The organism is Cupriavidus consociatus (assembly GCF_017814975.1).
Lineage (GTDB): Bacteria > Pseudomonadota > Gammaproteobacteria > Burkholderiales > Burkholderiaceae > Cupriavidus > Cupriavidus consociatus.
Genome location: NZ_JAGIQA010000017.1, coordinates 37,585 through 63,909, shown reverse-complemented (window position 1 = coordinate 63,909; position 26,325 = coordinate 37,585). Strand labels below are relative to the sequence as shown.

The 26,325-nt window shown below is 67.8% G+C and carries 30 protein-coding genes; 18 read left to right on the top strand and 12 right to left on the bottom strand.

Going from position 1 to position 26,325, the window contains the following annotated elements; translation table 11 throughout:
* Positions 1-48: 48 nt before the first annotated feature.
* The 6 genes from J8I82_RS22730 (at position 49) to J8I82_RS22705 (ending at position 5,511) form a co-directional block, all read left to right on the top strand.
* Positions 49-486: a PaaI family thioesterase gene (locus J8I82_RS22730; protein WP_209761139.1), complete on the top strand. Its 438-nt coding sequence runs from the start codon at positions 49-51 to the stop codon at positions 484-486.
* Between the two features lie 88 nt (positions 487-574).
* Positions 575-1,585 (top strand): NADP-dependent oxidoreductase, encoded by a 1,011-nt coding sequence (locus J8I82_RS22725; protein ID WP_209761138.1) that lies wholly within the window; start codon positions 575-577, stop codon positions 1,583-1,585.
* Positions 1,586-1,703: 118 nt separating this feature from the next.
* Positions 1,704-2,558 (top strand): class II aldolase/adducin family protein, encoded by an 855-nt coding sequence (locus tag J8I82_RS22720; RefSeq protein ID WP_209761137.1) that lies wholly within the window; start codon positions 1,704-1,706, stop codon positions 2,556-2,558.
* An 80-nt stretch (positions 2,559-2,638) separates the two neighbouring features.
* On the top strand, positions 2,639-3,574 hold the full coding sequence (locus J8I82_RS22715) for a glutathione S-transferase family protein (RefSeq protein ID WP_209761136.1): 936 nt from the start codon (positions 2,639-2,641) through the stop codon (positions 3,572-3,574).
* 63 nt (positions 3,575-3,637) lie between these two features.
* Entirely contained in the window at positions 3,638-4,540 is a 903-nt protein-coding gene (locus J8I82_RS22710) for an SDR family oxidoreductase (protein ID WP_209761135.1), read from the top strand.
* Positions 4,541-4,572: 32 nt separating this feature from the next.
* The gene (locus tag J8I82_RS22705) at positions 4,573-5,511 is read left to right on the top strand and encodes an alpha/beta fold hydrolase (RefSeq protein WP_209761134.1); all 939 of its coding nucleotides are present in this window, start codon (positions 4,573-4,575) and stop codon (positions 5,509-5,511) included.
* Positions 5,512-5,583: 72 nt separating this feature from the next.
* Here the strand turns inward: J8I82_RS22705 and J8I82_RS22700 are convergent, their stop codons facing one another.
* Both J8I82_RS22700 and J8I82_RS22695 read right to left on the bottom strand, forming a co-directional pair.
* Complete coding sequence (locus J8I82_RS22700; RefSeq protein ID WP_209761133.1) at positions 5,584-6,105, bottom strand: O-acetyl-ADP-ribose deacetylase; 522 nt, start codon at positions 6,103-6,105, stop codon at positions 5,584-5,586.
* 62 nt (positions 6,106-6,167) lie between these two features.
* Positions 6,168-7,316, bottom strand: a complete 1,149-nt coding sequence (locus J8I82_RS22695; RefSeq protein ID WP_209761132.1) for an iron-containing alcohol dehydrogenase — start codon at positions 7,314-7,316, stop codon at positions 6,168-6,170.
* Between the two features lie 310 nt (positions 7,317-7,626).
* Here J8I82_RS22695 and J8I82_RS22690 point away from each other — a divergent pair, with 310 nt between their 5' ends.
* The 3 genes from J8I82_RS22690 to J8I82_RS22680 all read left to right on the top strand — a co-directional run bounded on the left by J8I82_RS22690 (position 7,627) and on the right by J8I82_RS22680 (position 10,225).
* Complete coding sequence (locus J8I82_RS22690; protein ID WP_209761131.1) at positions 7,627-8,634, top strand: alpha/beta hydrolase; 1,008 nt, start codon at positions 7,627-7,629, stop codon at positions 8,632-8,634.
* Between the two features lie 57 nt (positions 8,635-8,691).
* Positions 8,692-9,675 carry a tripartite tricarboxylate transporter substrate binding protein gene (locus tag J8I82_RS22685; protein ID WP_209761130.1) on the top strand — a complete coding sequence of 328 codons (984 nt, stop codon included), beginning with the start codon at positions 8,692-8,694 and terminating at the stop codon, positions 9,673-9,675.
* A 112-nt stretch (positions 9,676-9,787) separates the two neighbouring features.
* Positions 9,788-10,225 (top strand): YbgC/FadM family acyl-CoA thioesterase, encoded by a 438-nt coding sequence (locus tag J8I82_RS22680; protein WP_029048206.1) that lies wholly within the window; start codon positions 9,788-9,790, stop codon positions 10,223-10,225.
* Positions 10,226-10,446: 221 nt separating this feature from the next.
* On the opposite strand, the gene denD is transcribed toward J8I82_RS22680, so the two are convergent.
* The 7 genes from denD to J8I82_RS22645 form a co-directional block, all read right to left on the bottom strand.
* Entirely contained in the window at positions 10,447-11,421 is a 975-nt protein-coding gene (denD, locus tag J8I82_RS22675) for a D-erythronate dehydrogenase (protein WP_209761129.1), read from the bottom strand.
* A 27-nt stretch (positions 11,422-11,448) separates the two neighbouring features.
* Positions 11,449-12,231, bottom strand: coding sequence for a 2-oxo-tetronate isomerase (otnI, locus tag J8I82_RS22670; RefSeq protein ID WP_209761128.1), 783 nt, complete (start codon positions 12,229-12,231; stop codon positions 11,449-11,451).
* A gap of 65 nt (positions 12,232-12,296) precedes the next feature.
* Positions 12,297-13,661, bottom strand: coding sequence for an MFS transporter (locus J8I82_RS22665; protein WP_209761127.1), 1,365 nt, complete (start codon positions 13,659-13,661; stop codon positions 12,297-12,299).
* 150 nt (positions 13,662-13,811) lie between these two features.
* On the bottom strand, positions 13,812-14,465 hold the full coding sequence (otnC, locus tag J8I82_RS22660) for a 3-oxo-tetronate 4-phosphate decarboxylase (RefSeq protein WP_209761126.1): 654 nt from the start codon (positions 14,463-14,465) through the stop codon (positions 13,812-13,814).
* Positions 14,465-15,736, bottom strand: coding sequence for a 3-oxo-tetronate kinase (otnK, locus tag J8I82_RS22655; protein ID WP_209761125.1), 1,272 nt, complete (start codon positions 15,734-15,736; stop codon positions 14,465-14,467). Before otnK ends, otnC begins: the two co-directional genes overlap by 1 nt.
* A 12-nt stretch (positions 15,737-15,748) precedes the next feature.
* Positions 15,749-16,642 (bottom strand): L-threonate dehydrogenase, encoded by an 894-nt coding sequence (ltnD, locus tag J8I82_RS22650; protein ID WP_209761124.1) that lies wholly within the window; start codon positions 16,640-16,642, stop codon positions 15,749-15,751.
* Between the two features lie 51 nt (positions 16,643-16,693).
* Positions 16,694-17,461, bottom strand: coding sequence for a FadR/GntR family transcriptional regulator (locus tag J8I82_RS22645; protein ID WP_245180006.1), 768 nt, complete (start codon positions 17,459-17,461; stop codon positions 16,694-16,696).
* A 200-nt stretch (positions 17,462-17,661) separates the two neighbouring features.
* Here J8I82_RS22645 and J8I82_RS22640 point away from each other — a divergent pair, with 200 nt between their 5' ends.
* Positions 17,662-18,090, top strand: coding sequence for a GNAT family N-acetyltransferase (locus J8I82_RS22640; protein WP_209761123.1), 429 nt, complete (start codon positions 17,662-17,664; stop codon positions 18,088-18,090).
* A 16-nt stretch (positions 18,091-18,106) separates the two neighbouring features.
* On the opposite strand, the gene J8I82_RS22635 is transcribed toward J8I82_RS22640, so the two are convergent.
* From J8I82_RS22635 to ygfZ, 3 genes are all read right to left on the bottom strand, one after another.
* Positions 18,107-18,934, bottom strand: a complete 828-nt coding sequence (locus J8I82_RS22635; RefSeq protein WP_209761122.1) for an NRDE family protein — start codon at positions 18,932-18,934, stop codon at positions 18,107-18,109.
* Positions 18,935-19,015: 81 nt separating this feature from the next.
* A complete protein-coding gene (locus J8I82_RS22630) occupies positions 19,016-19,306 on the bottom strand; it encodes a DUF4936 family protein (RefSeq protein WP_209761121.1) in 291 nt (96 codons plus the stop codon).
* Between the two features lie 22 nt (positions 19,307-19,328).
* A complete protein-coding gene (ygfZ, locus tag J8I82_RS22625; RefSeq protein WP_209761120.1) occupies positions 19,329-20,345 on the bottom strand; it encodes a CAF17-like 4Fe-4S cluster assembly/insertion protein YgfZ in 1,017 nt (338 codons plus the stop codon).
* Positions 20,346-20,527: 182 nt separating this feature from the next.
* Here ygfZ and mltG point away from each other — a divergent pair, with 182 nt between their 5' ends.
* From mltG to J8I82_RS22585, 8 genes are all read left to right on the top strand, one after another.
* Positions 20,528-21,523, top strand: coding sequence for an endolytic transglycosylase MltG (mltG, locus tag J8I82_RS22620; RefSeq protein WP_209761119.1), 996 nt, complete (start codon positions 20,528-20,530; stop codon positions 21,521-21,523).
* 7 nt (positions 21,524-21,530) lie between these two features.
* On the top strand, positions 21,531-22,142 hold the full coding sequence (gene tmk / locus J8I82_RS22615) for a dTMP kinase (protein WP_209761118.1): 612 nt from the start codon (positions 21,531-21,533) through the stop codon (positions 22,140-22,142).
* Between the two features lie 116 nt (positions 22,143-22,258).
* Entirely contained in the window at positions 22,259-23,272 is a 1,014-nt protein-coding gene (locus tag J8I82_RS22610) for a DNA polymerase III subunit delta' (RefSeq protein WP_209761117.1), read from the top strand.
* Positions 23,273-23,334: 62 nt separating this feature from the next.
* Complete coding sequence (locus J8I82_RS22605; protein WP_209761116.1) at positions 23,335-23,739, top strand: PilZ domain-containing protein; 405 nt, start codon at positions 23,335-23,337, stop codon at positions 23,737-23,739.
* Between the two features lie 37 nt (positions 23,740-23,776).
* Positions 23,777-24,301 carry a GNAT family N-acetyltransferase gene (locus J8I82_RS22600; protein ID WP_209761115.1) on the top strand — a complete coding sequence of 175 codons (525 nt, stop codon included), beginning with the start codon at positions 23,777-23,779 and terminating at the stop codon, positions 24,299-24,301.
* Positions 24,302-24,338: 37 nt separating this feature from the next.
* On the top strand, positions 24,339-25,133 hold the full coding sequence (locus J8I82_RS22595; protein WP_209761114.1) for a TatD family hydrolase: 795 nt from the start codon (positions 24,339-24,341) through the stop codon (positions 25,131-25,133).
* Positions 25,126-25,884, top strand: coding sequence for an ankyrin repeat domain-containing protein (locus J8I82_RS22590; protein ID WP_209761113.1), 759 nt, complete (start codon positions 25,126-25,128; stop codon positions 25,882-25,884). Before J8I82_RS22595 ends, J8I82_RS22590 begins: the two co-directional genes overlap by 8 nt.
* 9 nt (positions 25,885-25,893) lie before the next feature.
* On the top strand, positions 25,894-26,301 hold the full coding sequence (locus J8I82_RS22585) for a YkvA family protein (protein WP_209761112.1): 408 nt from the start codon (positions 25,894-25,896) through the stop codon (positions 26,299-26,301).
* Positions 26,302-26,325: the final 24 nt, after the last annotated feature.

Genomic DNA, 26,325 nt, shown 5'->3' with positions numbered 1-26,325 from the left:
CAAGCTGCCGCCGGCGCCTCTCCAACCCCCACTTCCACTCGCATCGCCATGAACCAGTACACCGGCTCCCTGAGCCATATCCCGTTCCTCGCCGACCTCGGCGTGACCTGCACCGTCGCGGAAGGCGGGCGCAGCGAGATCTCGCTGCCGGTCGAAAAGCGCCACCAGAACAGCTGGGACATGGCCCACGGCGGCGTGATCATGACGCTGCTCGACGTGGCCATGGCGGTGGCCGGCCGCAGCAGCGACGCCGATGGCCGCGGCGTGGTCACCATCGAAATGAAGAGCAGCTTCATGGCGCCGGGCCGCGGCCATCTGACCGCGCGCGGTACCACAGTGCATCGCACCACCACCATGGTGTTCTGCGAGGCCGAGATCGTCGATGCCGACGGCAAGACCGTGGCGCGCGGCTCGGGCACGTTCAAGTACATCCGGCGCATGCCGCCGCAGCGCCCGGGCGAAACCGATACCGGCGCCGACGGCTGAGCGCCGGCGCCAGGACATGCGGGGCGGTCCATGCCCCGCATCAGCTGTTTCCATGCAGTTTCCATCTCCCATTGGAAGGAACCCGACCATGTCCAACACGTTCAAGCGCATCGTCCTGGCCTCGCGTCCCGAGGGCGCGGTGACGCCGGCCAATTTCCGGCTGGAAGAAGTACCCGTGCCGCAGATCGCCGACGGCCAGGTGCTGGTGCGCAACCATTACCTGTCGCTCGATCCCTACATGCGCGGCCGCATGAACGACAGCAAGTCGTATGCCGCGCCGCAGCCGCTCAATGAGGTGATGATCGGCGGCACCGTCGGCGAAGTGGTGGAAAGCAAGAACAGCAAGTTCAAGCCGGGCGACAAGGTGGTCGGCATGTTCGGCTGGCAGGAAATGGGCGTCAGCGACGGCACCGGCCTGCAGCCGGTCGATACCACGCATATCCCGCTGTCGGCCTACCTCGGCTCGGTCGGCATGCCGGGCGTGACCGCATGGTATGGCCTGAACAAGATCATCCAGCCGAAGGCGGGCAAGACCATTGCGGTCAGCGCCGCGTCGGGCGCGGTCGGCAGCGTGGTGGGACAGCTGGCCAGGCTGGCGGGCTGCCGCGCGGTGGGCTTTGCCGGCGGCAAGGACAAGTGCGACTACGTGGTCAATGAGCTGGGCTTCGATGCCTGTATCGACTACAAGGCGGCGAAAGACCCGAAAGAGCTCTACACCATGCTCAAGGAAGCCACGCCCGACGGCATCGACGGCTATTTCGAGAACGTCGGCGGCGAGATCTTCGACGCGGTGCTGTCGCGCATGAATGCCTTCGGCCGCATCGCCATGTGCGGCATGATCGCCGGCTATGACGGCCAGCCGCTGCCACTGAAGAACCCGCAGCTGATCCTGGTTTCGCGCCTGACGATCGAGGGCTTTATCGTCTCCGAGCACATGGAAGTCTGGCCGCAGGCGCTGAAGGAGCTCGGCACCGCGGTTGCACAAGGCAAGCTGAAGTTCCGCGAAAGCATTGCCGAAGGACTGGCCAGCGCGCCGGAAGCTTTCATGGGCCTGCTCAAGGGCAAGAACTTCGGCAAGCAGCTGGTCAAGCTGGTCTGAGCGCAGCACCGGCACGCCGCGTCCCGAGGGGCGCGCCGGGCAGCGAACGCAGGCAAGACAGCGCAGGCAAGACAGCGCAGGCAAGACAGCGCAGGCAAGACAAGAGGAGGAGACACCCATGAATGCCCCGCAAGTTCCGCAAGTCCAGCAAGACACAAGCGATGACATCGGCGCCGGCCTGCCCGAAGAGGTCAAGGCCCGCTACCGCAACCTGCCGCGGCCGCCGCAGTTTGCCACCGTGGGCGAGGAGCGCCTGCATCGCAAGCAGCGCCTGGCCGCCGCCTTCCGCCTGTTTTCGAAATTCGGCTTCGACGAAGGCGTGGCCGGCCATATCACCGCGCGCGATCCCGAGTTCCCCGACACCTTCTGGGTCAATCCGTTTGGCGTGCATTTCAGCCAGGTCAAGGTCTCGAACCTGATCCGGTGCGACCACCACGGCGACGTGGTGGAGGGCGACTACCCGGTCAATGCCGCGGCCTTTGCGATCCATTCGCGCGTGCATCAGACCCGTCCCGACGCAGTCGCTGCCGCGCACTCGCACAGCACCTATGGCCGCGCCTGGTCGACGCTCGGCCGCCCGCTCGATGCGTTGACGCAGGACGTGTGCGCTTTCTACAACGACCACGCGGTCTATGACGACTTTGGCGGCGTGGTGGTGGAACTGGACGAGGGCCAGCGCATCGCCAACGCGCTCGGGCAGAACAAGGCGGCGATCCTGCAGAACCACGGCCTGCTGACGGTCGGCAAGACCGTGGACGAGGCGGCGTGGTGGTTCATCACCATGGAGCGCTCCTGCCAGGTGCAGTTGCTGGCCGAAGCCGCCGCGGCGCGCAGGCAGGCGCCGCTGAAGGTGATTGCCGACGCTGCCGCCCGGCAGGCGTATTCGATCGTCGGCACCGCGCAGGCGGGCTGGTTCCAGTTCCAGCCGCTGTACGCGCGCATCGTCAAGGAACAACCCGATTTGCTGGACTGAGCGGCCGCCACAAAGCGTTGCAATGCGGCCGCCGCATGGCGGCCATCCCTGCAGTCGATCCACAACCGTGAGGTGGCAGCATGGCAGACATCATCCTTCACCAGTACGCAACTTCGCCGTTCTCGGAAAAGGTGCGGCTGTTGCTGGGCGCCAAGGGGCTGGCGTGGCAGGCAGTGGAAATCCCCGCCATCCTGCCCAAGCCCGACCTGCTGGCGCTGACCGGCGGCTACCGCCGCACGCCGGTGATGCAGGTCGGCGCCGATATCTATTGCGACACGGCACTGATCTGCGAAATCATCGACACGATGGCGCCGGCCACGCCGCTATACCCGCCCGCGCAGGCCGCGACGGCGCGCATGATGGCGGCATGGTTCGACAGTGCGCTGTTTACCGCCGCGGTGACTTACGTATTCCAGCCGGCCGGCGTCGCCAGCATGCTGGGCCATCTGTCGCCGGCGCAGATCCAGGCCTTTGTCGCCGACCGCAAGGCCATGCGTGGCGACACCAGCGCTCTGCGCATGCCGCTGCCCGAGGCCATCGCGCAGCTGCACGATACCTTTGGCAGGGTCGAAGCGCAGTTCGCCGCGGGCGTGGAGCATGTTGCCGGGCCATTGCTGTCCGTGGCGGACTTTTCGCTGTACCACAACCTCTGGTTTATCCGCCGCGCCGGCGCGCTGGCGCAGATGCTGGAGGCCTATCCCAGGCTGCAGGCGTGGTATGCGCGCATGAATATCTTCGGCCACGGGCGTCCGCGCGTGATCGATGGCGAGCAGGCCATCGGCATGGCGCTCAGCGCCGACCCGGTAGCGCTCGAAGAAGGCGTGCGCGAGGGCGAAGGGCTGCAGCCGGGCGACCCGGTCACGGTCACGCCCACCGACTACGCGCGCGACCCCGTCGCCGGCGTGCTGCTGGCGCTGGGCCCGCACCGCGTCACGCTGCGCCGGCAGGACCCGCGCGCGGGCGCGCTCAACGTGCATTTCCCGCGGCAGGGCTACCAGGTGCAGCGCGCCGCCTGAACCGGCGCTGCGCCGCTGCGCGCGGCCATCCCCCTATTGATTTCACGCGACAGGACAGACGACATGAAGGATTTTTCCAACAAGGTAGCCGTCATCACCGGCGGTGCTTCGGGGTTCGGCAAGGAATTCGCCCGCATCGGGGCGGATCTCGGCATGAAGCTGGTGCTCGCCGACGTGCAGGAAGACGCGCTGGATGCAACCGTGGCCGAATTCAAGGCACGCAACGTGCCGGTGATCGGGCTGCGCACCGACGTGTCGCGCGCCGAGCAGGTGCAGGCGCTGGCGGACGCGGCAGTGGAGGCATTCGGGCAAGTCAACCTGCTGTTCAACAATGCCGGCGTGGGCGCAGGCGGACTGCTCTGGGAAAACTCGCTGCAGGACTGGGAATGGGTGCTCGGCGTCAATCTCTACGGCGTGATCCACGGCGTGCGCATCTTCACCCCGCTGATGCTGGCCGCCGCGGAAAAGGACCCGTCGTACCAGGGCCATATCGTCAACACCGCGTCGATGGCAGGCTTGCTGAACCCGCCGGCGATGGGCGTGTACAACGTGTCCAAGCACGCCGTGGTGTCGCTGTCGGAAACGCTGTACCAGGATCTGGGCCTTGTCACCGAGCAGGTGCGCTGCTCGGTACTGTGCCCGTACTTCGTGCCCACCGGCATCAGCCAGTCGCAGCGCAACCGGCCGGCGGAGCTGGCCAACCAGGCGCCGCCGACGCGCTCACAGCTGGTGTCGCAGGCGCTGTCGGACAAGGCGGTGGGCTCGGGCAAGGTGACCGCGGCCGAGGTCGCGCAGACAACCTTCGATGCCATCCGCGCCGATAGCTTCTATATTTATTCGCATCCGCAGGCACTGGCGCCGGTGCGCCAGCGCTTCGAGGACATCGTCGGGCCGCGCAACCCCGGCGATCCCTTTGCCGACAAGCCCGAAGTCCGTGCGGGCCTCGTGGCCGCGCTGCGCGCCTGACTCGCCAACGCCACCAACGAGGAGCCACGCACATGGAGACCACCATGGCCGCCCCCGCCGTTATCCGGCACCTGCAATACGCCAGCCTGTCCAACGGCACCCGGCTGCACTACGCCAGCGCGGGCGAGCGCGGCAAGCCGCTGATGCTGTTCGTGCACGGATTCCCCGAGTTCTGGTACGAATGGGAAGCCCAGCTGGCCGAGTTCGGGCACACGCACTTCGCCGTCGCGCCCGACCTGCGCGGCTACAACCTGTCGAGCAAACCGGGCGACGTAGAGTCCTACCGGCCGCGCCATATCGTCGAAGACCTGGTGCAGTTCATCGGTGCGCTGGGCTATGACCAGGCAATCGTGGTGGCGCACGACTGGGGCGGTGCGATCTGCTGGAACCTGGCGATCCAGTTCCCGCAACTCGTGCGCCAGCTCGTCATCATCAACTCCCCACATCCATACCTGTTCGCGCGCGCACTGGCCACCGATCCGGAGCAGCAGGCCGCCTCCGCCTACATGAACTGGCTGCGCAAGTCCGGTTCGGAAAAGGCATTGGCCGCCAACGACTTTGCGCTGCTGGACCGCATGCTGGCCGACGCCGACGGCAAGCCGGCCGCGTGGTACACGCCGGAGACACGCGAGCGCTACCACGCCGCGTGGTCGCAGCCTGGCGAGGAGGGGGTGCATCCGCTGACCGGCGGCGTCAACTTCTACCGCGCCTCGCCGATGCGGCCGCCGGCCGATGGCGACGCGGGGCCGGATCTGTCGCAGCTCGATCCGGCCAGGTTTGTCATCCGCGTGCCGACGCTGGTGATCTGGGGCGAACGCGACCGCGCCTTGCCGAAATCCCTGCTCAATGGCCTGGAGGACTTTGTCACGGACCTGCGCCTGGAGCGCATTCCGGACGGCACCCACTGGGTCGTCCACGAGCAGCCGGAGCACGTCAACCTGCTGATCCGCCGCGCACTGCCAGCGGGCTAGCCGCGTGGCGAAGACATGGCGCGCATCCGGTATGCGCGCCATCAGGCCTGATGCCGGCCCCGGCGGCCAGCGTCAGGCCAGGCGCTCGCGGTACAGGCGGTAGTTCTCGTCGTCGAAGCAGACGAAGGTCACCTGCTCGATCTCGGGCGCTGCCGCGAGCGCTTCGCGCACCGCGGCGATGGCGATATCCGCCGCGCGCTCGCGCGGGAAGCCGTAGATGCCCGTGCTGATGTTGGGGAAGGCGAGCGTGCGCAGGTGGTGCTGAGCGGCCACGCGGATGCTGTTGCGGTAGGCGTCGGCAAGTTGTTCGTCCTCGCCCTTGCCGCCGCCATGCCAGACCGGGCCGACCGCGTGGATCACGTACGGCGCGGGCAGGCGCCCGCCCGTGGTGATAACCGCCTCGCCGGTGGGGCAGCCGCCCTGCGCGTCGCGGATCGCGCGGCAGGCCTCCATGATGGCGGGGCCGCCGGCCCCGTGGATGGCGCCGTCGACGCCGCCGCCGCCCAGCAGCCCGCTGTTGGCCGCGTTGACGATGGCATCGACTTCCATCCGGGTGATGTCGCCATGGACTACCTGCAGGTGCTCGCCGGTCATATCGTCTCCTGGTTTGAGAGCGCGCCCGCCGCGGTGCCGGCGGGCCACCTTGCTGCTATGCACTACATGGATTGCTCAAGCATACGCCGATAATCCGCCGCGCTGGCTTCTTTCGGGTTGGTCTTGTGGCAATGGTCGGCCAGCGCGCCGGCGATCACCTTGTCGAACATGTCCTCGGTGACGCCCATCTGGCGCAGGCCGGTGGGCAGGCCCAGGCGTGCGGTCATGTCGTGCACGGCCTGCGCGAGATCGGCGCCGTCGGGCAGATGCATGGCGCGGCGCAAGCGCGCGTAGCGGTCGTCGCGCACCACCGTGGGCGCATCGGCGTTGAAGCGCAGCACCGCCGGCATCACCACCGCGTTGAGCGTGCCGTGATGCAGGCCGGTGCGGCCGTCGATCTTCAGCCCGCCGAGCGGGTGCGACAGCGAATGCACGCAGCCCAGCCCCTTCTGGAAGGCCATCGCGCCCTGCATCGATGCGCTCATCATGTTCAGCCGCGCATCGCGGTCCTGGCCGTCGCGGGTGGCGCGCTCGATATGGGTCCAGCCGCGCTCCAGTCCGTCCAGCGCGATGCCGTCGGCGGGCGGATTGAAGGCGGGGGCGAGGTAGGTCTCGATGCAGTGCGCGATCGCGTCCATGCCGGTGGCCGCGGTCAATCCGGCAGGCAGGCCCAGCGTCAGCTCCGGATCGCAGATGGCTGACTTGGGCAGCAGGTGCCATGAATGGAAGCCCAGCTTGCGCCCGTCGTCCAGGATGATGATCGCGCCACGCGCCACTTCGCTGCCGGTGCCCGAGGTGGTCGGCACGGCGATCAGCGGTGCGGCCTGGTCGGTGATCTTGCTGCTGCCGCCTTCGATGGTGGCATAGGTGGTCAACTCGCCCGGATGCGTGGCGAGGATGGCGATGCCCTTGGCCAGGTCGATCGACGATCCGCCGCCAACGGCCACCAGCCCGTCGCAGTTGGCTTCGCGGTATTGCTCCGCGGCCTTGCGCACCATCGCCTCGGTCGGGTTCGACGGGGTCTCGTCGAATACCGCGACCGGCAGGCCTTGCATGGCGTCGATGGCGCGCTGCGCCACGCCGGCCGCAACCACGCCCTTGTCGGTGACCAGCAGCGGACGGCGGATGCCGATGCGCTCGCATTCCGACTTGAGCAGGTTGACCGCGCCGAAATCCAGGTGGATGTGGGTCAGATAGTAGATGAACGCCATATTTGCTTGTCTCCTGCAGGGATCTGCCGCGAACCGGGGTCAGGGTAAGGCACTGGCCAGGCGCGCCGCCTTCGGTTTCAATGGTTTGCTGTGTCCCGCGCCGCGCGTCCAGCCGATCATCGCGCAAAAACTGGCTCGTGTGGCGGGCCGGCGTGAGGGTTTCGGGGTTATCTCGTACTGCCTTGTTTCAGAAACATCTGGCATCATACTAAAATCGAACGATCGTTCACTATTCGAACTTCCACCGATGCGGGCGGCATGCTCGACACGCTTGTCGTTGCACTCGAAGCCCGGATTTAACCGATTTCCCATGTCCGCCGTACCTTCCTCCGTCAACCAAAGGCCTGGCCGGCCATCGGCTCCGCTCGACCCGCAGGTGGCGCAGTTGCTGGAATTGATCGCCCGCGCCAAGCGGCCACCGATCCACGCACTGGATCCGGAGGACGCCAAGATCGCCTACGAGAAAAGTGCGCCGATCCTCGACATCAGCCCGCCCGCCGTGCACGCGATTGAAGACCTGCACGTGCCCGCGCGTGACGGCCATGCCATCCCGGCGCGGCTGTATACGCCGCGCGAGGCCAGCTGGGCCGAGCCGCTGCCGCTGCTGGTGTACTTCCACGGCGGCGGCTTTACGGTCGGCAGCGTCAACTCGCACGATGCGCTGTGCCGGCTGCTGTGCGGCCAGGCCGATTGCATGGTGCTGGCAGTGGATTACCGCCTCGGGCCGCAATGGCGCTTTCCCACCGCTGCCAACGATGCATTCGACGCGCTGCACTGGATCTATGCCGAGGCCGGGCGGCTGGGGGCCGACCCGGCCCGCATTGCGCTGGGCGGCGATAGCGCCGGCGGCACGCTGGCCGCGGCCAGCGCCGTGGAGGCGCGCAACGCGGGGCACGCCCCCGTGCTGCAGATGCTGCTGTATCCCGGCACCTGCGCGCGCCAGGACACGCCATCGCACCGCGCGCTGGCCGAGGGGTACCTGCTGACCGCCGAAATGATCCGCTGGTTCTTCGCGCAGTACCTGGACCAGGAAGCCAGCCGCGACGACTGGCGCTTCGCCCCGCTGGATGGTGGCGGCACCGGCGCCGACGTGCGCAATGTGTGCCCCGCCTGGATCGCCGTGGCGGGCTACGACCCGCTGCATGACGAGGGCGTCGCCTACGCCGCCAAGCTGCGCGCCGCCGGCGTGCCGGCAACGCTGGCGGACTACCCGGGCATGATCCATGATTTCTTCAAGCTGGGCCGGTTCGTGCCGGCGGTGGCGCAGGCGCATGCCGATGCCGTCGCCGCGCTGCGTGCCGCCTTCGGCCAATCCTGAAAACACGCAGCACCGACCTTTCCAGCAGTGACTTGCAGCACAAGGAGACCTAGTCAAATGCAACGCCGCCAATTTATCGCCCGCGCGGGCCTCGCCGCCGCCACCGCAGCCATCGGCCTGGCCGCCATGCCTGCCCAGGCACAGGCCGACAAGTTCCCGCAGCGCCCGATCCGCCTGGTGATCGGCTATACCGCCGGCGGCTCCACCGACATCCCGTTCCGCGTCCTGGCCGAGAACGCGTCCAAGATCCTGGGCCAGCCGGTGATCGTCGAGAACAAGCCCGGCGCAGGTGGCGTGCTGCCCGCGCAGATGATGCAGGCCACCGCGCCCGACGGCTACACGCTGGCGCAGGTCGCCATGCCGGTCTATCGCCTGCCGTACACCACCAAGATCAACTGGGATCCGGTCAAGGACCTGAGCTACATCATCAACCTGGCCGGCTATTCGTTCGGCCTGGTGGTGCCGGCCGATTCGCCGATCAAGACCATGCAGGAGTACGTCGCCTACGCCAAGGCCAATCCCGGCAAGCTGACCTACGGCTCGCCGGGCAGCATGACCACACTGCACCTGACCATGGAAGAGCTGGCGCTGAAGCAGGGCGTGCAGTTCTCGCACATCCCATACAAGGGCAATGCCGAGTCGATGCAGGCGCTGCTGGGCGGCCACGTGATGTCGGTGGCGGACACGCCGGCCTGGGCGCCGTACGTGGAGCAGGGCAAGCTGCGCCTGCTGTCGACCTGGGGCGAAAAGCGCTCGGCGCGCTTCCCCAATGTGCCGACGCTGAAGGAACTGGGCATGGGCATCGTGCAGACCTCGCCGTTCGGCCTGGTCGCGCCCAAGGGCACGGATCCGAAGATCGTGCAGAAGCTGCATGACGCCTTCAAGAAGGCGATGGAAATGCCCAACTACCGCGAATCGCTGGCCAAGTTCGACATGGAGCCGTTCTACATGAACAGCCAGCAGTACGCGCAGTTCGCCGCCGAAACCGTCAAGAAGGAAAAGGCGATCATCGAGAAGCTGGGCCTGGCCAAGCCGCAGTAAGCCAGCGCCGGTTGCGTTCAATCAGGCCGCCCGCGCCTGCCGGCCCTGTGCCGGCGGGACGGCGGCCTGATGTTTTGCATCGCGCCGAAAAACAACCAAGGAGACCACGTCAATGGCCAAAGAGGCGTTCCGCCATACCATCCCGCTGCGCGTACGCTGGTCCGAAGTCGACCCGCAGTCGATCGTCTTCAATGCGCACTACCTGACGTATTGCGATATCTGCGTGACCGAGTACTGGCGTGCGCTCGGGATCCGCTATCCGGAGGACGTGCTGCACGCGCACGGTGTCGATATCTTCGTGGTCAAGTCCACGCTGGAGTATCACGCATCGGCGCGCTTTGACGATGAGCTGGAACTGCGCGGGCGCATGGCACGGCTGGGGCGGTCCAGCATGTTGTTCCGGGTGGAGATGTACCGGGGCGACGAGCACCTGATCACCGGTGAAATCGTCTATGTGTGCGCGGATCCGGCGACGCAGAAGTCGGCGGCGATCCCGGGGGTGGTGCGGGAGATTATCGAGGGGTATGAGGTGGTGAAGCCGGCGGGGTAGCCCGCCCCGACGAGGTTTCATATCCCGCTTGTTTGCTCCCCTCTCCCGCTCGCGGGAGAGGGGCAGGGGGTGAGGGCAGGCGCTGGCATACCGACGCGCTTGACGTCGTGGAAGCTCCGGCCCTCACCCCCACCCCTCTCCCACTTCGCGGGAGAGGGGTGCGATTGCAGGGGGTGATGGCAAGCTCCCGCTGCGTACGACTAGTTTGCCGCGGCGTCAGCTTACTTCCCCACCCCCGCATCCTCCATATAAGCCCGGATCACCGCATCAAAGCTGGCATCGCTCTCGAACCCCAGCGACAGCGCCCGCTCGGCATTCCACGCCGCCGGCCACGTGCCGACGATTTTCTCGACGCGCCCTTCACGTTCCCACGTCACGCGATCCGCCACCGCATCGCCGGCCACGCGGCGTAGTGCGTCGACCATGCCCGCCGCTGTCACCGACAGTCCCGGCAGGTTGACCACGCGGCGGTTGCCCAGTCGTTCGCCGGCCAGCTCGATGCCGTTGACCAGCGCCGCCACCGCCGCGCGCGGCGACAGCAGCCACAGCTTCGTATCCGGCGCCACGGGGCAGTTTGCCGCCACGCCCGCCAGCGGCTCGCGGATGATGCCGCTGGCGAACGACGAGGCCGCCGCGTTGGGCTTGCCCGGGCGCACGCTGATGGTCGGCAGGCGCAGCACGCGGCCGTCGACGAAGCCGCGGCGGCTGTAGTCCGACAGCAGCAGTTCGCCGATCGCCTTCTGCACGCCGTACGACGATTGCGGATTCAGCGCGGTGTCGTCCTGCACCACCGGCGGCAGCTCGCCGCCATAGACCGCGACCGAGCTGGTGAACAGCACGCGCGGCTTGTGGCCCAGCTCGCGGCAGGTTTCGAGCAACGCGCGCGAGGCGTCAAGGTTGACGCGCATGCCCAGCTCGAAATCCGCCTCGGCCTGGCCGCTCACGACGGCGGCGAGGTGGAACACCGCGCCGGTATCCTGGTCGATGGCCTGGCGCAGCACTGCCGGGTCGGACAGGTCGCCGGTCACCACGCGCACGCGCGCATCGTCCAGCCCTTGCGGCGCGACCACGTCGAGCAGCGTCAGGCGGTCGAAGGCGATGGCCTGGCCATCCAGGTTCAGGGTGCCGCGTTGCAGCAGCAGGCGGGCGAGTTGCAGGCCGAGGAAGCCGGCGCCGCCGGTAATCAGTACGTTCATGGCAAGAGATCGGTAATGGTTGTTGGATCAGCGGCCGAGGTAGGGCTTGAGCCAGCCCAGCCCTTCGGACGTGCCGGCGCGCGGGCGGTATTCGCAGCCGATCCAGCCCTGGTAGCCGAGCGTGTCGATCAGGTCGAACAGGTACGGGTAGTTCAGCTCGCCCAGGTCCGGCTCATGGCGCTCGGGCACGCCGGCAATCTGGATATGGCCGATGCCGGGCATGTCGCGCCTGAGCTTCATCGCGATATCGCCTTCGACAATCTGGCAGTGGTAGCAATCGAACTGCACCTTCAGGTTGGCCGCGCCGACTTCCTTGCAGATCGCCTGCGCGTCGTCCTGGCGGTTCAGGAAATAGCCCGGCATGTCGCGCGTGTTGATCGGCTCCAGCACGATGGTCACGCCCTGCGCGGCGGCGGCTTTCGCGGCGAACGCGACGTTTTCCAGGTAGGTGGCACGGTAGCGCGCGCTGTCGGCATCGGCTGGCACCAGGCCTGCCATCACGTGCACGCGGTCATTGCCGATCACGCTGGCGTATTCCAGCGCGCGACCGACGGCGTCGCGGAATTCCGCCTCGCGTCCCGGCAGCGACGCCAGCCCGCGCTCACCGGCTGCCCAGTCGCCCGGCGGGGCGTTGAACAGCGCCTGCGTGAGACCGTTCGCGTCCAGGCGCGCGCGCAGCTCGGCGGCGGGGTGCTCGTACGGGAACAGGTACTCCACCGCCTGGAAGCCGTCCGCCGCGGCGGCGGCGAAGCGATCCAGGAAAGCGTGCTCGTTGTACATCATCGAGAGATTTGCGGCGAAGCGCGGCATGGGAACTCCAGGGCGTAGGACGAAGCCGGCCCGGTCGCAGTCAGCGCGACCGGGCCGGCCGGATTTCAGCGATTGACCAGTTTAGCCGGCGTCAGCCACACCAGCACGGCGCCGACCACCAGGATCGCGGACAGCACGTACATCGGCAGCTGCGTGCTGTGCGTCAGGTCCTTGAGCGCGCCGACCATGTACGGCGAGACGAAACCGGCGAGGTTGCCGACCGAGTTCACGACGGCGATGCCGGAGGCGGCGGCGATGCCGGACAGGAATGCGGTGGGCAGCGACCAGAACAGCGGCGCGCAGGTCAGCACCCCGGCGGCAGCCAGCGACAGCGCGGCGATGGACACGGTCGTATTGTTGGTGAACGAGGCGGCAATGGCAAAGCCCGCCGCACCCATCAGCGCCGGCACGATCAGGTGCCAGCGGCGTTCCTGGCGCGCATCGGCGCTGTGGCCGAGGATGTTCATGACGACGATGGCGCAGATAAACGGGATTGCCGACAGCAGGCCGATCTTCAGGTTGCCGGTGACGCCGCTGGCCTTGACCAGCGTGGGCATCCAGAAGGTCAGCGCATACTGGCCGGTGACGAAGCAGAAGTAGATCAGGCACATCCACCACACGCGGCGGTCGCTGAACACAGCGCCCAGTGAGTGGCCGTGGGCCTGACCGGCGGCGGCGCCTGCCTTCTGCTGGTCTTCCTCGACATTGCGCTTGAGCACGCGCTTTTCATCGGCGCTGAGCCACGGTGCCTTGTCGATGCCATCGCGCAGCACAAAGATCGTCACCACGCCGATCACCAGCGCGGGCAGGGCTTCCAGCAGGAACATCCATTGCCAGCCGCTCATGCCATGCGTGCCATTGAAGGCATCCATGATCCAGCCCGACAGCGGGTTGCCGAACATGCCGGCGACCGGGATGCCCGACATGAACAGCGCGATCATCTTGGCGCGGCGGTTGGCCGGGTACCAGTAGGTCAGGTACAGGATCACGCCGGGATAGAAGCCCGCCTCGGCCAGGCCGAGCAGGAAGCGCATCACGTAGAACTGGGTCGGCGTCTGCACGAACACGAACAGCGCCGAGATGATGCCCCAGGTGATCATGATGCGCGCGATCCAGATGCGCGCGCCGATCTTGTGCATCAGCAGGTTGCTGGGCACCTCGAACAGGAAGTAGCCGATAAAGAACAGGCCGGCGCCGAGGCCGAACACGGTCTCGGAAAAGGCCAGGTCCTGGCCCATCTGCAGCTTGGCGAAACCCACGTTGACGCGGTCGAGGTAGGCGACCACGTAGCACAGCATCAGGAACGGCATGATGCGCCAGAACACCTTGTTGTAGGCGCGTTTCTCGATCTGGGTGTCGGTGTCGAGCCGGGCGTTGCCGCCCAGGGTGTCGAAGGCGGGCACGCTGGCCGCCGGTTGGTTGGATGGCATCGGTGGTCTCCGGGTAGAGTCAGTCTGGTCTAGTAATCGTGGCGGCCACGCAAAGCGCAGGCATGCGCGTGCCCCGCACGGTGGCCGCAAGGCAACCGCGCCGGTTGAATCCGTATGGCCGTGGTCAGTCGGAAAAAACGGGTGGCAGTGCTACCAGCGCGCCTGGAAGGCGTCGCGCAACTCAGCCAGTGCGCCGTCGGGCAGTGCCGCGCGGGCGGCGAAACCCGGCGTGTCCTTCATCATCATCCATAGCTTGGCGGTCTCCTCCAGTTCTTCCAGCGCGAACGCGGCGCGCGAGACGCTGGACTCCCATACCACCGGCCCGAGGCGCTCCAGCAGCACGCCGCGCACTTGCGCGGCCAGCGTGGCCACGCGCGCGGCGACCGCGGGATCGCCGGGCCGGTGATAGGGAATCAGCGGGATATGGCCGACCTTCATCACGTAGTACGGCGTGAGCGGCGGCAGTACGTCGTCCGGTTGCCAGACACCGGCCAGCGTCAGGGCCACGAGGTGCGTCGAGTGCGTGTGCACCACGGCGTGCGCCCCGGGGTTGTTGTCGTAGATCGCGCGATGCAGCGTGAGCGTCTTGGACGGCTTGTCGCCCGACACCCAGGTGCCGTCCGTGGCCACCTTGGCAACCGCGGCGGGATCCATCATGCCCAGGCACGCATCGGTCGGGGTGATCAGCCAGCCATCGTCCAGCCGCGCGCTGATATTGCCGGCCGAGCCGACGGTATAGCCGCGCTGGTAGAGGCTGGCGCCGATGCGGCAGATCTCTTCGCGCAGCTTGCTTTCGGTGCTCATCACTGGCCTCCCAGCTGGCGCAGCGCCTCGTCAAAGAAATCCGGGCCGCCGAAGTTGCCCGACTTGAGCGCCAGTGCCAGCGGCGTGGCGCCGAGCGTGACCGTGGCCGGCACGCCGGGGGCGATCTGCGTGCCAATGCGCAGCGCTCGCACGTTCAGCGCCTGCACCACGGCGCCGGAAGTCTCGCCTCCGGCAACGACAAAGCGGCGCGTGCCACGTGCGAGCAGGCCGGCGGCGACGGTGGCGAGGCATTGCTCGACCAAATGGCCGGCGCGCTCCACACCCAGTTCGGCCTGCACGGCCTTGACTTCGTCGGGGCTGGAAGTGGCGTAGACCAGCACCGGCTGGTCGTGCGAGGCGGCGAAGTCCAGCGCGGCTTCGGCCACGGCTTCGCCGCGCGCCAGCGCCAGCGGGTCGATGCGCAGCGCCGGGCGGCCTTGCTCCAGCCAGCGGGCCACTTGCCCGTTGGTCGCGCGCGAGGCGCTGCCTGCCAGCACCACGCCCGGGCCGTCGACGGCAGGGACCGCGTCGGCATCGCCACGCTGCGGCAGCAGGCCGGCGCGGCGGAAATTCTCGGGGAGGCCCAGCGCGATGCCGGAGCCGCCGGTGATCAGCGGCAGGCCGGCGCAGGCTTCGCCCAGCGTGAACAGGTCGGCGTCAGATACCGCATCGGCAATCGCCAGCCGCACGCCGTCGTGGCGCAGCGCCGCGATGCGGTCGGCCGTGGCCTGCGCACCGCGCGCCACGGCGTCGTAGCGCAGCAGGCCGACCTTGCCCTGGCTCTGGCGTTGCAGCACGCGCACCAGGCTGGCATCGGTCATTGGCGTCAGCGGATGGTGCTCCATGCCCGACTCATTCAGCAGCGCGTCGCCCACGAACAGGTGGCCGCGGAAGATGGTGCGGCCGTTCTCGGGGAAGGCGGGGCAGGCGATGGTGAAATCGCTGTCCAGCGCGGCCAGCAGTGCTTCGGCGACCGGACCGATATTGCCGGCATCGGTCGAATCGAAGGTCGAGCAGTACTTGAACACGAACTGGCGGCAGCCCTGCGCGCGCAGCCATTGCAGCGCGGCCAGCGACTGCGCCACGGCCTCGGCGGCGGGAATGGTGCGCGATTTCAGTGCGACCACCAGTGCGTCGGCCGCGCCGATATCGGCCATGGATTCGGGCACGCCGATGGTCTGCACGGTGCGCATGCCATTGCGCACCAGCGTGTTGGCGAGGTCGGTGGCACCGGTAAAGTCGTCGGCGATACAGCCCAGGAGCGCGGTCATCGTCTGGGCTCCTTATTCGGCCTTGCCCGGCAGTTCGATGCCCGGGAAGATCTTGATCACGGCCGAATCGTCCTCGCCGCCATGGCCGGCGGTGGAAGCCATCATGAACATCTGGTGCGCGGCGGCCGACAGCGGCAGCGGGAATTTGCTGGTGCGCGCGGTGTCGAGCACCATGCCCAGGTCCTTGACGAAGATATCGACCGCCGACAGCGGGGTGTAGTCGCCCTTCAGGATATGGGGCACGCGGTTCTCGAACATCCACGAGTTGCCGGCACTGTGCGTGATCACGTCATAGAGCGCGTCCGGGTCCACGCCTTCGCGCATGCCGAGCGCCATCGCCTCGGCCGCGGCGGCGATATGCACGCCGGCCAGCAGCTGGTTGATGATCTTGACCTTCGAGCCCGCGCCATGTGCGGCGCCCAGGCGGTATACCTTGCCGGCGATGGCGGCCAGCACGTCCTCGGCCAGTGCGTAGGCTTCGGCGGGGCCCGAGGTCATCATGGTCATTTCGCCGCTGGCGGCGCGCGCGGCCCCGCCGGAGACCGGCGCGTCCAGCATCAGCAGGCCCTGTTCAGCGAGGCGGCGGCCCAGCGATTCGGCAAAGCCCGGCGGCACCGTGGCGCTGGCAATCACCAGCTTGCCCGGCTGCATTTCGGCCACTGCGCCCTTGGCGCCGAACAGCACGGCCTCGGTCTGCTGCGCGTTGACGACCAGCGTCAGCACCACGTCGCAGCGGCTGCCCAGTTCGGCGGGCGACGCGCACGGCACGCCGCCTGCATCGGCAAAGCGCTGCAGCACTTCGGGGCGCAGGTCGCAGGCGTGCACGTTGAAACCGGCACGCAGCAGCGACTGCGCGACACCAAAGCCCATGGCACCAAGGCCGATGACGCCGATATTCCTGGACATAGAGGGACTCCTGAATCTGATACGGGAAAGGCTTGAAGGGTGCGGACGGCGTCAGTTCGACGCGCCCCGCGTGCCGGCGGCTTCATCGCCGGCGGCGCCGCTACCATCGGCATCCTCGTCGGCGCCCAGCTGGGCCAGCCGGCGGGCGGCGTTGTACATGTGGTTCTGCGCGGCATTGCGCGCGGCCAGCGGGTCGCCGGCGCGGATCGCTGCGACGATGGCCTGGTGTTCCTCGCGCACCTGGCGCGAGAAGTCGGCGCGGCGCGCCTCGTTGGTCCGGGTCACGCGGGTGGCCGTTTCCAGGTACTGGCTGAGGAATTCCAGCGTTTTCAGGAAGTAGGGGTTGCCGGTGGCGCCGGCGATGGCGCGATGGAAGGCCACGTCCGCGGCCACGCCGTCGCCGCCTTGACCGACTTCCTCGTCGATGCGGGCCAGCGCGGCATCGATGGCGGCCATCGACGCATCGGTGCGGCGGCGGGCGGCCTGCGCGGCCACCTCGGCCTCGATCGCGCGGCGCAGCTCGACGATCTGCAGCACCGATTCCAGCGTGCCGGTGTCGGTGTAGTCGATGCGCAGCGGCCGGATGCCGGCCTGCAGCGTCACGAACACGCCGCTGCCCTGGCGCGACTCGACCACGCCTTCGTACTTCAGCCGGGAAATCGCCTCGCGCACCACGGTGCGGCTGACGCCGAACTCTTCGGACAGCACCGCCTCGGTGGGCAGCTTGTCGCCGCGGGCAAAGGCGCCGTTCTGGATCTTGTCCAGCAGTTGTTCGGCGACGTTGTCGGTCAGCGCACGGGCAGGGACTTTCTGGAACATACGGATTCCCCGGGTTATTCGGTAATCAGGTCATCATACAAATTTGCCAGGACGATGCCGACCCCGGGCAAACCCTAGTGTGGTGCGTTTCCCGTTGCCAATGCTCCACTTTGGTGCTTCGCCGCCTGCCCGGGGCTGGCGTATCATGGGCGCCCGTCCGGGATTGTTGATACTCAAGCCAGACCTCAACCACCAACCACATGCCAGTCACCGTCCTGATCTGCCCCTGGTCCGAAGCGCGCGAACGTGCCCGCGCCATCCGCTACACCGTGTTCGTCGAAGAGCAGAACGTGCCGGTGGAACTGGAATGGGACGAATGGGACGAGCCCAGCTGGCACGCGCTGGCGCTGCCCGAGGATGGCACGCCGGTGGCCACCGGCCGGCTGTTACCCGACGGCCATATCGGCCGCATGGCCGTGCTCAAGGCGGCGCGCGGCACCGGTGTCGGCGCGCAGGTGCTGCAGGCGCTGATGGAGAAGGCCGTGCAACTGGGCTATCCGGAACTGGTGCTGAATGCCCAGACCCACGCCGCGCCGTTCTATCTGCGCGCCGGGTTTGCCCGGTCAGGGGAGGAATTCGAGGAAGCCGGCATCCCCCATATCGAGATGCGCAAGCGGCTGGCGGGCTGAGCGTCCGCCGCCGCTGTTACCGCGGCGCCTGCACGATGCGGGTGTCGCGCGGCAGGTTCAGCTTGCCGTGGTAGGACACCTCGCCGATGCGGCCGGTGGCGTCGAAGCTGCGTTCGCTCAGGTCGAAGCGTCCATCGTGACGCACGCGCAGCACCGTGCTGGCGCGGGTGCCGTATGACGCCGAGCGGATGAATGCCGACGACAGCAGCTTCTCCCACTCCGGCGCGACGCCGGTGGAGGGCAGCTCGAAATCCGCCGCCTGGCGCTCGTCAGCCAGCATCTGCAGGTAGGGCTCGGCGCTGGCACCGGCCCGCCCGCTGTCGGCCGCCAGCACCTCGGCAAGCGCGCCAACGCGGCTGCGCACCTTGGGCCAGGGGGTGTCGAGCAGCGCATTGGACAACCCGTACAGGCCCGGTCGAAGCTTCTGTGGCTGGCGCGTGGCCGAGCGGTTGCTGTACCACCAGAGTTCGCGCAGGTCACAGGCAAGCAGGTTGAAGCCGTTGTAGCAGCCGTCCTGGCCGGCCAGCCCGTCGAGATAATCGAACGGCGCGTCATGGCCGCGCAGGAAGCCGGCCACCAGCTCGCCGCGCGAGCGCGCGTCGGTGCGTTTCTCGGAAGGGGCGCGGTAATTGGTCAGTGCGGCAAAACGCCCGTCGGCGTTGACGCCCATCCAGGTGCCGGGCTCGCCGATGACTTCCGCCAGGTCGCGTCCGGCCAGCACCTGCGGCGCATCCTGCCACCAGTGCACGGCCGCCGCGGGGCGGACATAGAATTCATCGCGGTTGCCGGCGACGACCAGGGCATAGTCCGGGTGGGATTGCCAGGCAACCAGGATCAGGCACATCGTTCGACTTCCTTTGCCGCCGGGGGCGCTTGGGGGCGCGGGGATTCCGGCGTACTTCGCGTTTCGGCAGTTACCGGGACGCTACAGCACGTCCAGGTCGATAAAGTGTTCGGCCTGCCGCTCGCCGTCCACCCACTGGTCCAGCCCGCTCTGGCGCCACAGGCCGGCCAGCGTGACATCGAAGGCGGGCGGGATGTCGGCGTAGCTTTCCATCCAGGTCTGCACGCCGGCTCGGGTCTCGGGCCTGCGCATCAGCGTACCACCAATTCCGGTCGCCTCGGCAACCGTCTCCATCCAGCGGTGCCAGAGCGGCAGCGCTTCGGCGGCAACGGCCTCGGGCACGCGGAAATAGACGAACAGGTGGTCGCTCATGGCAAGGTCCCGCTTCTGAAAGTCAGCCCGCCGCCTGGGCGGCTTCACCCAGCGGCACGTCGTAGGGCAGGGTGGCCGTCGCCAGCGCCGGGCCTTCGGCGCTGCCCAGCCGCAGCGCGCTGGCGGCGGCATCGATCTTCAGCTCGGCCAGCCCCGCCCAGCCGCCCTGCGGCGCGGGCGCGGCGTTGACGATCATGCCGCATGGCTGGCCGGGGTCTTCGGGCCGGTAGATCTCCGCCGCGGGCGCCGGCACCTCGCCTTCGCCCTGCACCAGCCACATGCGGCGCTTGAGCGTGCCGCGGTATTGGCTGCGCGCGACGATTTCCTGGCCCGGGTAGCAGCCCTTGCGGAAATTCACGCCGCCGACCAGCTCGAAATTGATCATCTGCGGCACGAACTGCTCCTGCGTCGCGGCAACGATGCGGGGCAGGCCGGACTGCACTTCCAGCCAGTCCCACAGCACCGCCGGCGCGTCCCGCAGCTTGCCGGCCAGCGCCGCGCGCACGGCCTCGGCGCGCTCGGCGGGCAGCACCAGTTGCCAGCGTGGGTGCCCGGCGGCACCCGGCAGGCGGATCACGGTGATGCCGTCGGCCTCGGCCACGGCAAAGTCCGCTTGCGGCGCCGGCAGGTTCGCGGCGGCCAATGCGTCGGCGGCACCGGCACCGGCAACACCGAAGATGGCGCTGGCGGGCGTGATATCGCCCAGCTTGGCCTTGGAGCGCAGCACGAACATCGACAGCCGCTTCTGCACCGCGGCCTGGATATCGGCGGACAGCTGCAGCACGATGCCTGCGGCATCACGCCACATCAGGAAGGAGGCAAGCAGGCGCCCCTTGGGCGAGCAGTAGCCTGCCAGGCGCGCGGCGCCCGGCTCCAGGTCCTCGACCGCATTGGTGAGCTGGGTGTGCAGGAAGCTGGCGGCATCGTCGCCGGCCACGCGGATCAATCCGAGCCCGGCGGGGGCACAGACGATTCCGCCGGCCTGCAAGGATTCAAGGCTGGCGGCGAGTTCCGGGGCGTGGGCATTCATCACTGGCATTGCGAAATCGTGGCGATCGTCGGGGACAAACCGGGTTGGAAAGGCACTGATGGCGGCGCGCGCGGCCGGGCGCGCAAGAGGCGCCGGAGCCGCCGCGCATGGTCGGTGCGAGGCTGCCGGTTATTATATGGGGCTACGAGATTTTCGGCCGGGGCGCCGCAGTCTCGCCCCGACCCTGATACATGAAACGTTTTTTCCTTCGCCTGGGCCTGGCGGTCCTGGTACTCGCGCTGGCGGCAGCCGGCGGCTTTGCGTGGTGGGCCAATCACCCGCTGGCGCTGAACCGTTCGCCGGTCGAAGTGGTGATCAAGCCCAATTCCGGCGTGGCCAGCGTCGGCCGCCAGATCCAGCGCGGCGGCGTCGGCATGGACCCGCGGCTGTTCACGCTGCTGGTGCGCCTGACCGGCCACGGGCCAGACCTAAAGGCCGGCGGCTATGAATTCGAGACCGGCGCCACGCCGCTGTCGGTGTTGGGCAAGCTGGTGCGCGGTGAAGTCACACACTACGTGGTCACCGTGATCGAGGGCTGGGAATTCCGCAAGATGCGCGCGGCGGTCGATGCCAGCCCGGCGCTGCGCCACGATACGCGCGACATGTCCGACGCGGAGCTGATGAAGGCGATCGGCGCCGCAGAGGCTTCGCCGGAGGGGCTGTTCTTCCCGGACACCTACCTGTTTGCGCGCGGCAGCAGCGACATCGACCTGTACAAGCACGCCTATCGCGCCATGCAGCGCCGCCTCAACGAAGCCTGGAATGCACGCGCGCCCGACCTGCCGTACAAGTCCCCGTACGAGGCCCTGGTGATGGCATCGATCGTGGAGAAAGAAACCGGGCAGGCCACGGAACGCCCGATGATCGCCGCGGTGTTTATCAACCGCCTGCGCAAGAACATGATGCTGCAGACCGACCCGACCGTGATCTACGGGCTGGGCCAGGCCTTCGACGGCGACCTGCGCAAGCGCGACCTGCAGGCTGACACCCCGTACAATACGTACACCCGCACCGGCCTGCCGCCCACGCCGATCGCGCTGCCGGGCCTGGCCTCGCTGGCGGCGGCCACCGCGCCGGCACCGTCCGATGCGCTGTATTTCGTCGCCCGCGGCGACGGCAGCAGCCATTTCTCCAACTCGCTACCCGAACACAACCGCGCGGTCGACAAGTACCAGCGCGGCAAATAGGCATTCCATGCGCGGAAAATTCATCACCTTCGAAGGCATCGACGGCGCCGGCAAGAGCACCCATATCGAATGGGTGGCGGCGCGGCTGCGCGCGCGCCCAGGCATTTCCGCCGTGGTCACCACCCGCGAGCCGGGCGGCACGCCGCTGGGCGAAGACCTGCGCCAGTTGCTGCTGCACCGGAAAATGCACCTCGAGACCGAGGCGCTGCTGATGTTCGCGGCGCGCCGCGAGCACATCGCCGAGGTCATCGCCCCCGCGCTGGCGCGCGGCGAATGGGTGATCTCCGACCGCTTTACGGATGCCACCTTTGCCTACCAGGGCGGGGGCAGGGGCCTGCCGACGCAGCGGCTCGAAGTGCTGGAAGACTGGGTGCAGGACGGCCTGCAGCCGGACCTGACGCTGCTGTTCGACGTGCCGTTGGAAACCGCCAGCGAGCGGCTGGCCGGGGCGCGTGCGCCGGACAAGTTCGAAGCCGAATCGCGTGCGTTCTTCCAGCGCACCCGCGACGAATACCTGCGCCGGGCCGCGGCAGCACCGGAGCGCTTCCGCGTGATCGATGCCACGCGCAGCATCGACACAATTCGGGAAGAACTCGGGCAGATAATCGCAACCCTTTGATCTGGCAGCACTATATGCGCATGATGACGACCCGCCTGCGCATCGCTGCCAGGTCCGTAAAAATCCGATTCGACTAAGCGGGCGCATCAAACACCGCGGCTAACCCCCTGATTCACATGCTCTATCCCTGGCAGAAGGAAGACTGGCAACGGCTCGGCATCCTGCGCGAACGGCTTCCGCATGCCTTGCTGATCCATGGCCAGCAAGGCATTGGCAAGCGCGACCTGGCGCTGCATTTCGCCCAAGGCCTGCTGTGCGAGGCGCCGCTGCCCGACGGCCAGCCCTGCGGCCAGTGTGCCGCGTGCCACTGGTTCAGCCAGGGCAATCACCCCGATTTCACCGTGGTGCGCCCCGAGGCGCTGGACACCTCGGGCGAGCCCGATACCGACGAGGGCGGCAAGAAAAAGACGCCGAGCAAGATTATCCGCATGGAGCAGGTGCGCGCGCTGATCGAGGCGGTTGGCGTCGGCACGCATCGCGCGGGCCTGCGCGTGGTGGTCGTGTATCCGCTCGATGCGTTGCAGACCGAGGGCGCCAACGCGCTGCTGAAGACGCTGGAGGAACCGCCCCCTTCGACCGTATTCCTGCTGGTGACCGACCGGCTGGACCGTATCCTGCCGACCATCCTGTCGCGCTGCCGCCAGTTCTCGGCGCAACGCCCCACGCCGGAGGCCGCGCTCGCGTGGCTGCAAGGCCAGGGGGTTGCCGATGCCGAGGCCCAGCTGGCGCAGGCCGGTGGTTCGCCGCTGACCGCGCTGCACGCGGCCGAGGCCGAGGAGCAGCCGCTGCAACGCCTGCTGGTCAGCCAGCTGGGAGCGGGTGCCGCGTTCGACGCCTCCGCAGTCGCCGAACAACTGCAGAAGCTGCCCGTGCCCGCCGTGCTTGGCATCCTGCAGCGCTGGACGTACGATCTGCTGAAGCTGCGGCTGGATGCCGCCGGCGGCACCGCGCCGCGCTACTTCCCGAAGGAGCGCGCCGCGCTGGCGCGCTGCGCCGGGGCCACCGACGCGCACCGGCTGCAGGCCTATGCGACGCGGCTGACCGCGCATCGCCGCAGCGAGAACCATCCGCTGGCGGCTCGGCTGGTGATGGAGGCGGTATTTCTGGAGTACCGGCAGCTGTTCCGATAAAGCAGCGCCGTTGCAGCACAAAGCCATAACAACAAGCAGCATCGTCATTCAGGGGGTCAACCATGAACACTGCGGTAACCGGGGCGCCACCGCCCCCTCCGCTGGGCGCGCCGACCGGCAGCGGGGCGGCATCGCGTCCCAATGTGCTGTCGTTGTCGATCAAGGATCAGGCCGGGCTGTACGCGGCCTATATGCCATTCCTGGCACGCGGCGGCATTTTCGTGCCGTCGAACCGGCCGTTCCGGCTGGGCGAGCAGGTGTTCCTGGTGCTGTCCTTGCTGGACCGGCCGCAGAAGTACCAGATCGCGGGCCAGGTGGCCTGGATCACCCCGGCGGGCACGCCGATGAAGACCCCCGGCGTCGGCGTACACTTTCCCGACGACGACAACGGGCGCAACCTGCGCCGCGTGGTGGAGGAAATCCTGGGCAAGCTGCTGGAGTCCGGGCGCCCTACGCAAACCTTATGAAAATTGCGAAGATGGTTTCGCAATCTATTGATTGTTAATGAATTCTTCCCGTTTTTCCCTGCGCATTGCCGAGCCCAGCGACCTGCCGGGCATCGTGGCTATCTATAACAGCACCGTGCCGTCGCGCATGGTCACCGCCGACACCGAGCCCGTCTCCGTGGCCTCGCGCCAGGCCTGGTTCGATGCGCACCAGCCGGGGCGCCGCCCGTTATGGGTTTGCGAAGACACCGACGGCCGGATGGCCGGATGGATGAGCTTCTCGGATTTCTATGGCCGCCCGGCCTATGGCGGCACCGCCGAGGTCTCGATCTACCTGGACGCCGAGCGACGGGGGCAGGGGCTGGGCCGGTACCTGCTGCAGCAGGCGATCGACCATGCGCCCGCAGTCGGCGTGAATACGCTGCTCGGCTTTATCTTTGGCCACAATGCCCCCAGCCTGGGCCTGTTCGCCGCGATGGGCTTTACCCGCTGGGGCGACCTGCCGCGCGTGGCGGTGCTGGACGGCGTCGAGCGCGACCTGATCATCCTCGGCCTCCGCGTGGATGGCGGGCAGCAGGCCTGAACGGCCGAAGCTTAGAGCCGAGCACAAGAGATTTCCCATGTTTGTCGATTCCCATTGTCATATCGATTTCCCCGAGCTGGCCGCGCGCCTGCCCGAACTGCTGGAAAACATGCGCGTCAACCAGGTCACGCATGCGCTGTGCATCTCGGTGACGCTGGAGGACTTCCCGCGCGTGCTGGCGCTGGCCGAGCAGCATCCCAACCTGTATGCCTCGGTCGGCGTGCATCCCGACTATGAAGAGGGGGAGGACCCATCCGTCGAGCGTCTGGTCGAGTTGTCGGCGCACCCGCGCGTGGTCGGCACCGGCGAGACCGGACTGGACTACTACCGCCTGAACGGCCGCAGCATCGCCGACATGGAATGGCAGCGTGAACGCTTCCGCAACCATATCCGTGCCGCGCGCCAGACCGGCAAGCCGCTGATCATCCATACCCGTTCGTCCGCCGACGACACGCTGCGGCTGATGCATGAAGAGAACGCGGGCGAAGCGGGCGGCGTGATGCACTGCTTTACCGAGACCTGGGACGTCGCCCGGCAGGCGCTGGACCAGGGCTTCCATATCTCGTTTTCCGGCATCGTCACCTTCAAGAGCGCCGCAGATCTGCAGGAGACCGCGCGCAAGGTGCCGCTCGACCGCATGCTGATCGAGACCGACTCACCCTACCTGGCACCCGTGCCGTACCGCGGCAAGACCAACGAGCCGGCCTGGGTGCGCCACGTTGGCGAGTTCATTGCGCAACTGAGGGGGGTGCCGGTGACGCAGGTGGCAGAGCAGACCACGGAAAACTTTTTCAATTTATTCAAGCATATCGACAGGAATGCTCATGTTTGACCTGAAGTTTGTCCGCCGCGCTGCCGGCGCCGTTGTGCTGGCAGCGGCCACATTGGCGCAGGCCGCGCCGGCCGACGACATGCGCAAGGCGGTCGAGTTCGACGACGCCAATACCGTCAAGAAGCTGCTGGCCAAGGGCGTCGATCCCAATATCGTCGACAGCCGCGGCAACCCGGCGCTGGTGCTGGCGCTGCGCGAGAAATCGCTCAAGGTGGCAACGGTGCTGATCCGTGCCAAGGACATCGATTTCGACAAGGCCAATCCCGCCGGGGAGACCCCGCTGATGATGGCGGCGCTGCAGGGCCAGCTCGACATGGTCAAGCTGATGGTTGACGAGATGGAGGCCGAGATCAACAAGACGGGCTGGACCCCGCTGCACTACGCCGCCACCAATGGCCATAACAACGTGGTCAAGTACCTGGTCGACCATGCCGCGTATATCGACGCGGAGTCGCCCAACGGCACCACGCCGCTGATGATGGCCGCGCGCGCCGGCCATATCGAGACCGTCAAGCTGCTGCTGGACGAAGGCGCCGACATGCGCCTGAAGAACCAGCAGGGCATGACCGTGATCGACTTTGCCGAGCGCTACAACCAGGCCGAGATCGCCAATGGCCTGAAGTCGCGCTGGCAGAAGATGTATCCGCAGACGCCGATCGTGCCGGCTCCGCCGCTGAAGGCGCCTACTGGAACGCCGGGCGGCCAGCGTCCCGCCACCGCGCCGGCTGCGCCCCAGACCAAGGGCTGGTAAGGGGCCAACATGGATGCACAGCCCGCCCCGGCCGCGCCTGGCCGCCTGCGCCAGTGGGCACGGCGGCTCAAGGCCAGCCTGGTGACGCTGTGGTTCTGCAGCCGCCACCCCGGCACGCCGCGGGGCGCACGGCTGCTGGCGGTGCTGGTGGTCGGCTATGCCTTCAGCCCGATCGACCTGATTCCCGATTTCATCCCGGTGCTGGGCTACCTCGACGATGTCGTGCTGGTGCCGCTGGGCATCTGGCTCGCCTTGCGGATGATTCCGGCCGCGGTCAGCGAGGAATGCCGCGGCCGCGCCGAGGCCTGGCAGGCCTCCCATGCGCAACGGCCGCGCAATCGCGCGGCCGCCGTGGTCATCGTGCTGATGTGGGGCTTGCTGGCGTGGCTGGCCTGGCGCTGGCTGGCGCCGCGCTGACACCGCGCCGACATTCGGCGCAGC

What these genes read in the sequence shown, in the direction of transcription:
- tmk (WP_209761118.1), top strand. Translation starts at nt 21,531, where the DNA reads ATGCGCGGAAAATTCATCACCTTCGAAGGCATCGACGGCGCCGGCAAG.
- J8I82_RS22725 (WP_209761138.1), top strand. Translation starts at nt 575, where the DNA reads ATGTCCAACACGTTCAAGCGCATCGTCCTGGCCTCGCGTCCCGAGGGC.
- J8I82_RS22710 (WP_209761135.1), top strand. Translation starts at nt 3,638, where the DNA reads ATGAAGGATTTTTCCAACAAGGTAGCCGTCATCACCGGCGGTGCTTCG.
- otnC (WP_209761126.1), bottom strand. Translation starts at nt 14,465, where the DNA reads ATGAGCACCGAAAGCAAGCTGCGCGAAGAGATCTGCCGCATCGGCGCC.
- J8I82_RS22585 (WP_209761112.1), top strand. Translation starts at nt 25,894, where the DNA reads ATGGATGCACAGCCCGCCCCGGCCGCGCCTGGCCGCCTGCGCCAGTGG.
- J8I82_RS22640 (WP_209761123.1), top strand. Translation starts at nt 17,662, where the DNA reads ATGCCAGTCACCGTCCTGATCTGCCCCTGGTCCGAAGCGCGCGAACGT.
- J8I82_RS22695 (WP_209761132.1), bottom strand. Translation starts at nt 7,316, where the DNA reads ATGGCGTTCATCTACTATCTGACCCACATCCACCTGGATTTCGGCGCG.
- J8I82_RS22635 (WP_209761122.1), bottom strand. Translation starts at nt 18,934, where the DNA reads ATGTGCCTGATCCTGGTTGCCTGGCAATCCCACCCGGACTATGCCCTG.
- J8I82_RS22715 (WP_209761136.1), top strand. Translation starts at nt 2,639, where the DNA reads ATGGCAGACATCATCCTTCACCAGTACGCAACTTCGCCGTTCTCGGAA.
- J8I82_RS22665 (WP_209761127.1), bottom strand. Translation starts at nt 13,661, where the DNA reads ATGCCATCCAACCAACCGGCGGCCAGCGTGCCCGCCTTCGACACCCTG.
- J8I82_RS22680 (WP_029048206.1), top strand. Translation starts at nt 9,788, where the DNA reads ATGGCCAAAGAGGCGTTCCGCCATACCATCCCGCTGCGCGTACGCTGG.
- J8I82_RS22720 (WP_209761137.1), top strand. Translation starts at nt 1,704, where the DNA reads ATGAATGCCCCGCAAGTTCCGCAAGTCCAGCAAGACACAAGCGATGAC.
- ygfZ (WP_209761120.1), bottom strand. Translation starts at nt 20,345, where the DNA reads ATGCCAGTGATGAATGCCCACGCCCCGGAACTCGCCGCCAGCCTTGAA.
- J8I82_RS22605 (WP_209761116.1), top strand. Translation starts at nt 23,335, where the DNA reads ATGAACACTGCGGTAACCGGGGCGCCACCGCCCCCTCCGCTGGGCGCG.
- J8I82_RS22590 (WP_209761113.1), top strand. Translation starts at nt 25,126, where the DNA reads ATGTTTGACCTGAAGTTTGTCCGCCGCGCTGCCGGCGCCGTTGTGCTG.
- denD (WP_209761129.1), bottom strand. Translation starts at nt 11,421, where the DNA reads ATGAACGTACTGATTACCGGCGGCGCCGGCTTCCTCGGCCTGCAACTC.
- J8I82_RS22730 (WP_209761139.1), top strand. Translation starts at nt 49, where the DNA reads ATGAACCAGTACACCGGCTCCCTGAGCCATATCCCGTTCCTCGCCGAC.
- J8I82_RS22685 (WP_209761130.1), top strand. Translation starts at nt 8,692, where the DNA reads ATGCAACGCCGCCAATTTATCGCCCGCGCGGGCCTCGCCGCCGCCACC.
- J8I82_RS22595 (WP_209761114.1), top strand. Translation starts at nt 24,339, where the DNA reads ATGTTTGTCGATTCCCATTGTCATATCGATTTCCCCGAGCTGGCCGCG.
- J8I82_RS22600 (WP_209761115.1), top strand. Translation starts at nt 23,777, where the DNA reads ATGAATTCTTCCCGTTTTTCCCTGCGCATTGCCGAGCCCAGCGACCTG.
- otnI (WP_209761128.1), bottom strand. Translation starts at nt 12,231, where the DNA reads ATGCCGCGCTTCGCCGCAAATCTCTCGATGATGTACAACGAGCACGCT.
- J8I82_RS22610 (WP_209761117.1), top strand. Translation starts at nt 22,259, where the DNA reads ATGCTCTATCCCTGGCAGAAGGAAGACTGGCAACGGCTCGGCATCCTG.
- mltG (WP_209761119.1), top strand. Translation starts at nt 20,528, where the DNA reads ATGAAACGTTTTTTCCTTCGCCTGGGCCTGGCGGTCCTGGTACTCGCG.
- J8I82_RS22630 (WP_209761121.1), bottom strand. Translation starts at nt 19,306, where the DNA reads ATGAGCGACCACCTGTTCGTCTATTTCCGCGTGCCCGAGGCCGTTGCC.
- J8I82_RS22705 (WP_209761134.1), top strand. Translation starts at nt 4,573, where the DNA reads ATGGAGACCACCATGGCCGCCCCCGCCGTTATCCGGCACCTGCAATAC.
- J8I82_RS22690 (WP_209761131.1), top strand. Translation starts at nt 7,627, where the DNA reads ATGTCCGCCGTACCTTCCTCCGTCAACCAAAGGCCTGGCCGGCCATCG.
- otnK (WP_209761125.1), bottom strand. Translation starts at nt 15,736, where the DNA reads ATGACCGCGCTCCTGGGCTGTATCGCCGACGACTTTACCGGTGCCACC.
- ltnD (WP_209761124.1), bottom strand. Translation starts at nt 16,642, where the DNA reads ATGTCCAGGAATATCGGCGTCATCGGCCTTGGTGCCATGGGCTTTGGT.
- J8I82_RS22700 (WP_209761133.1), bottom strand. Translation starts at nt 6,105, where the DNA reads ATGACCGGCGAGCACCTGCAGGTAGTCCATGGCGACATCACCCGGATG.
- J8I82_RS22645 (WP_245180006.1), bottom strand. Translation starts at nt 17,461, where the DNA reads ATGTTCCAGAAAGTCCCTGCCCGTGCGCTGACCGACAACGTCGCCGAA.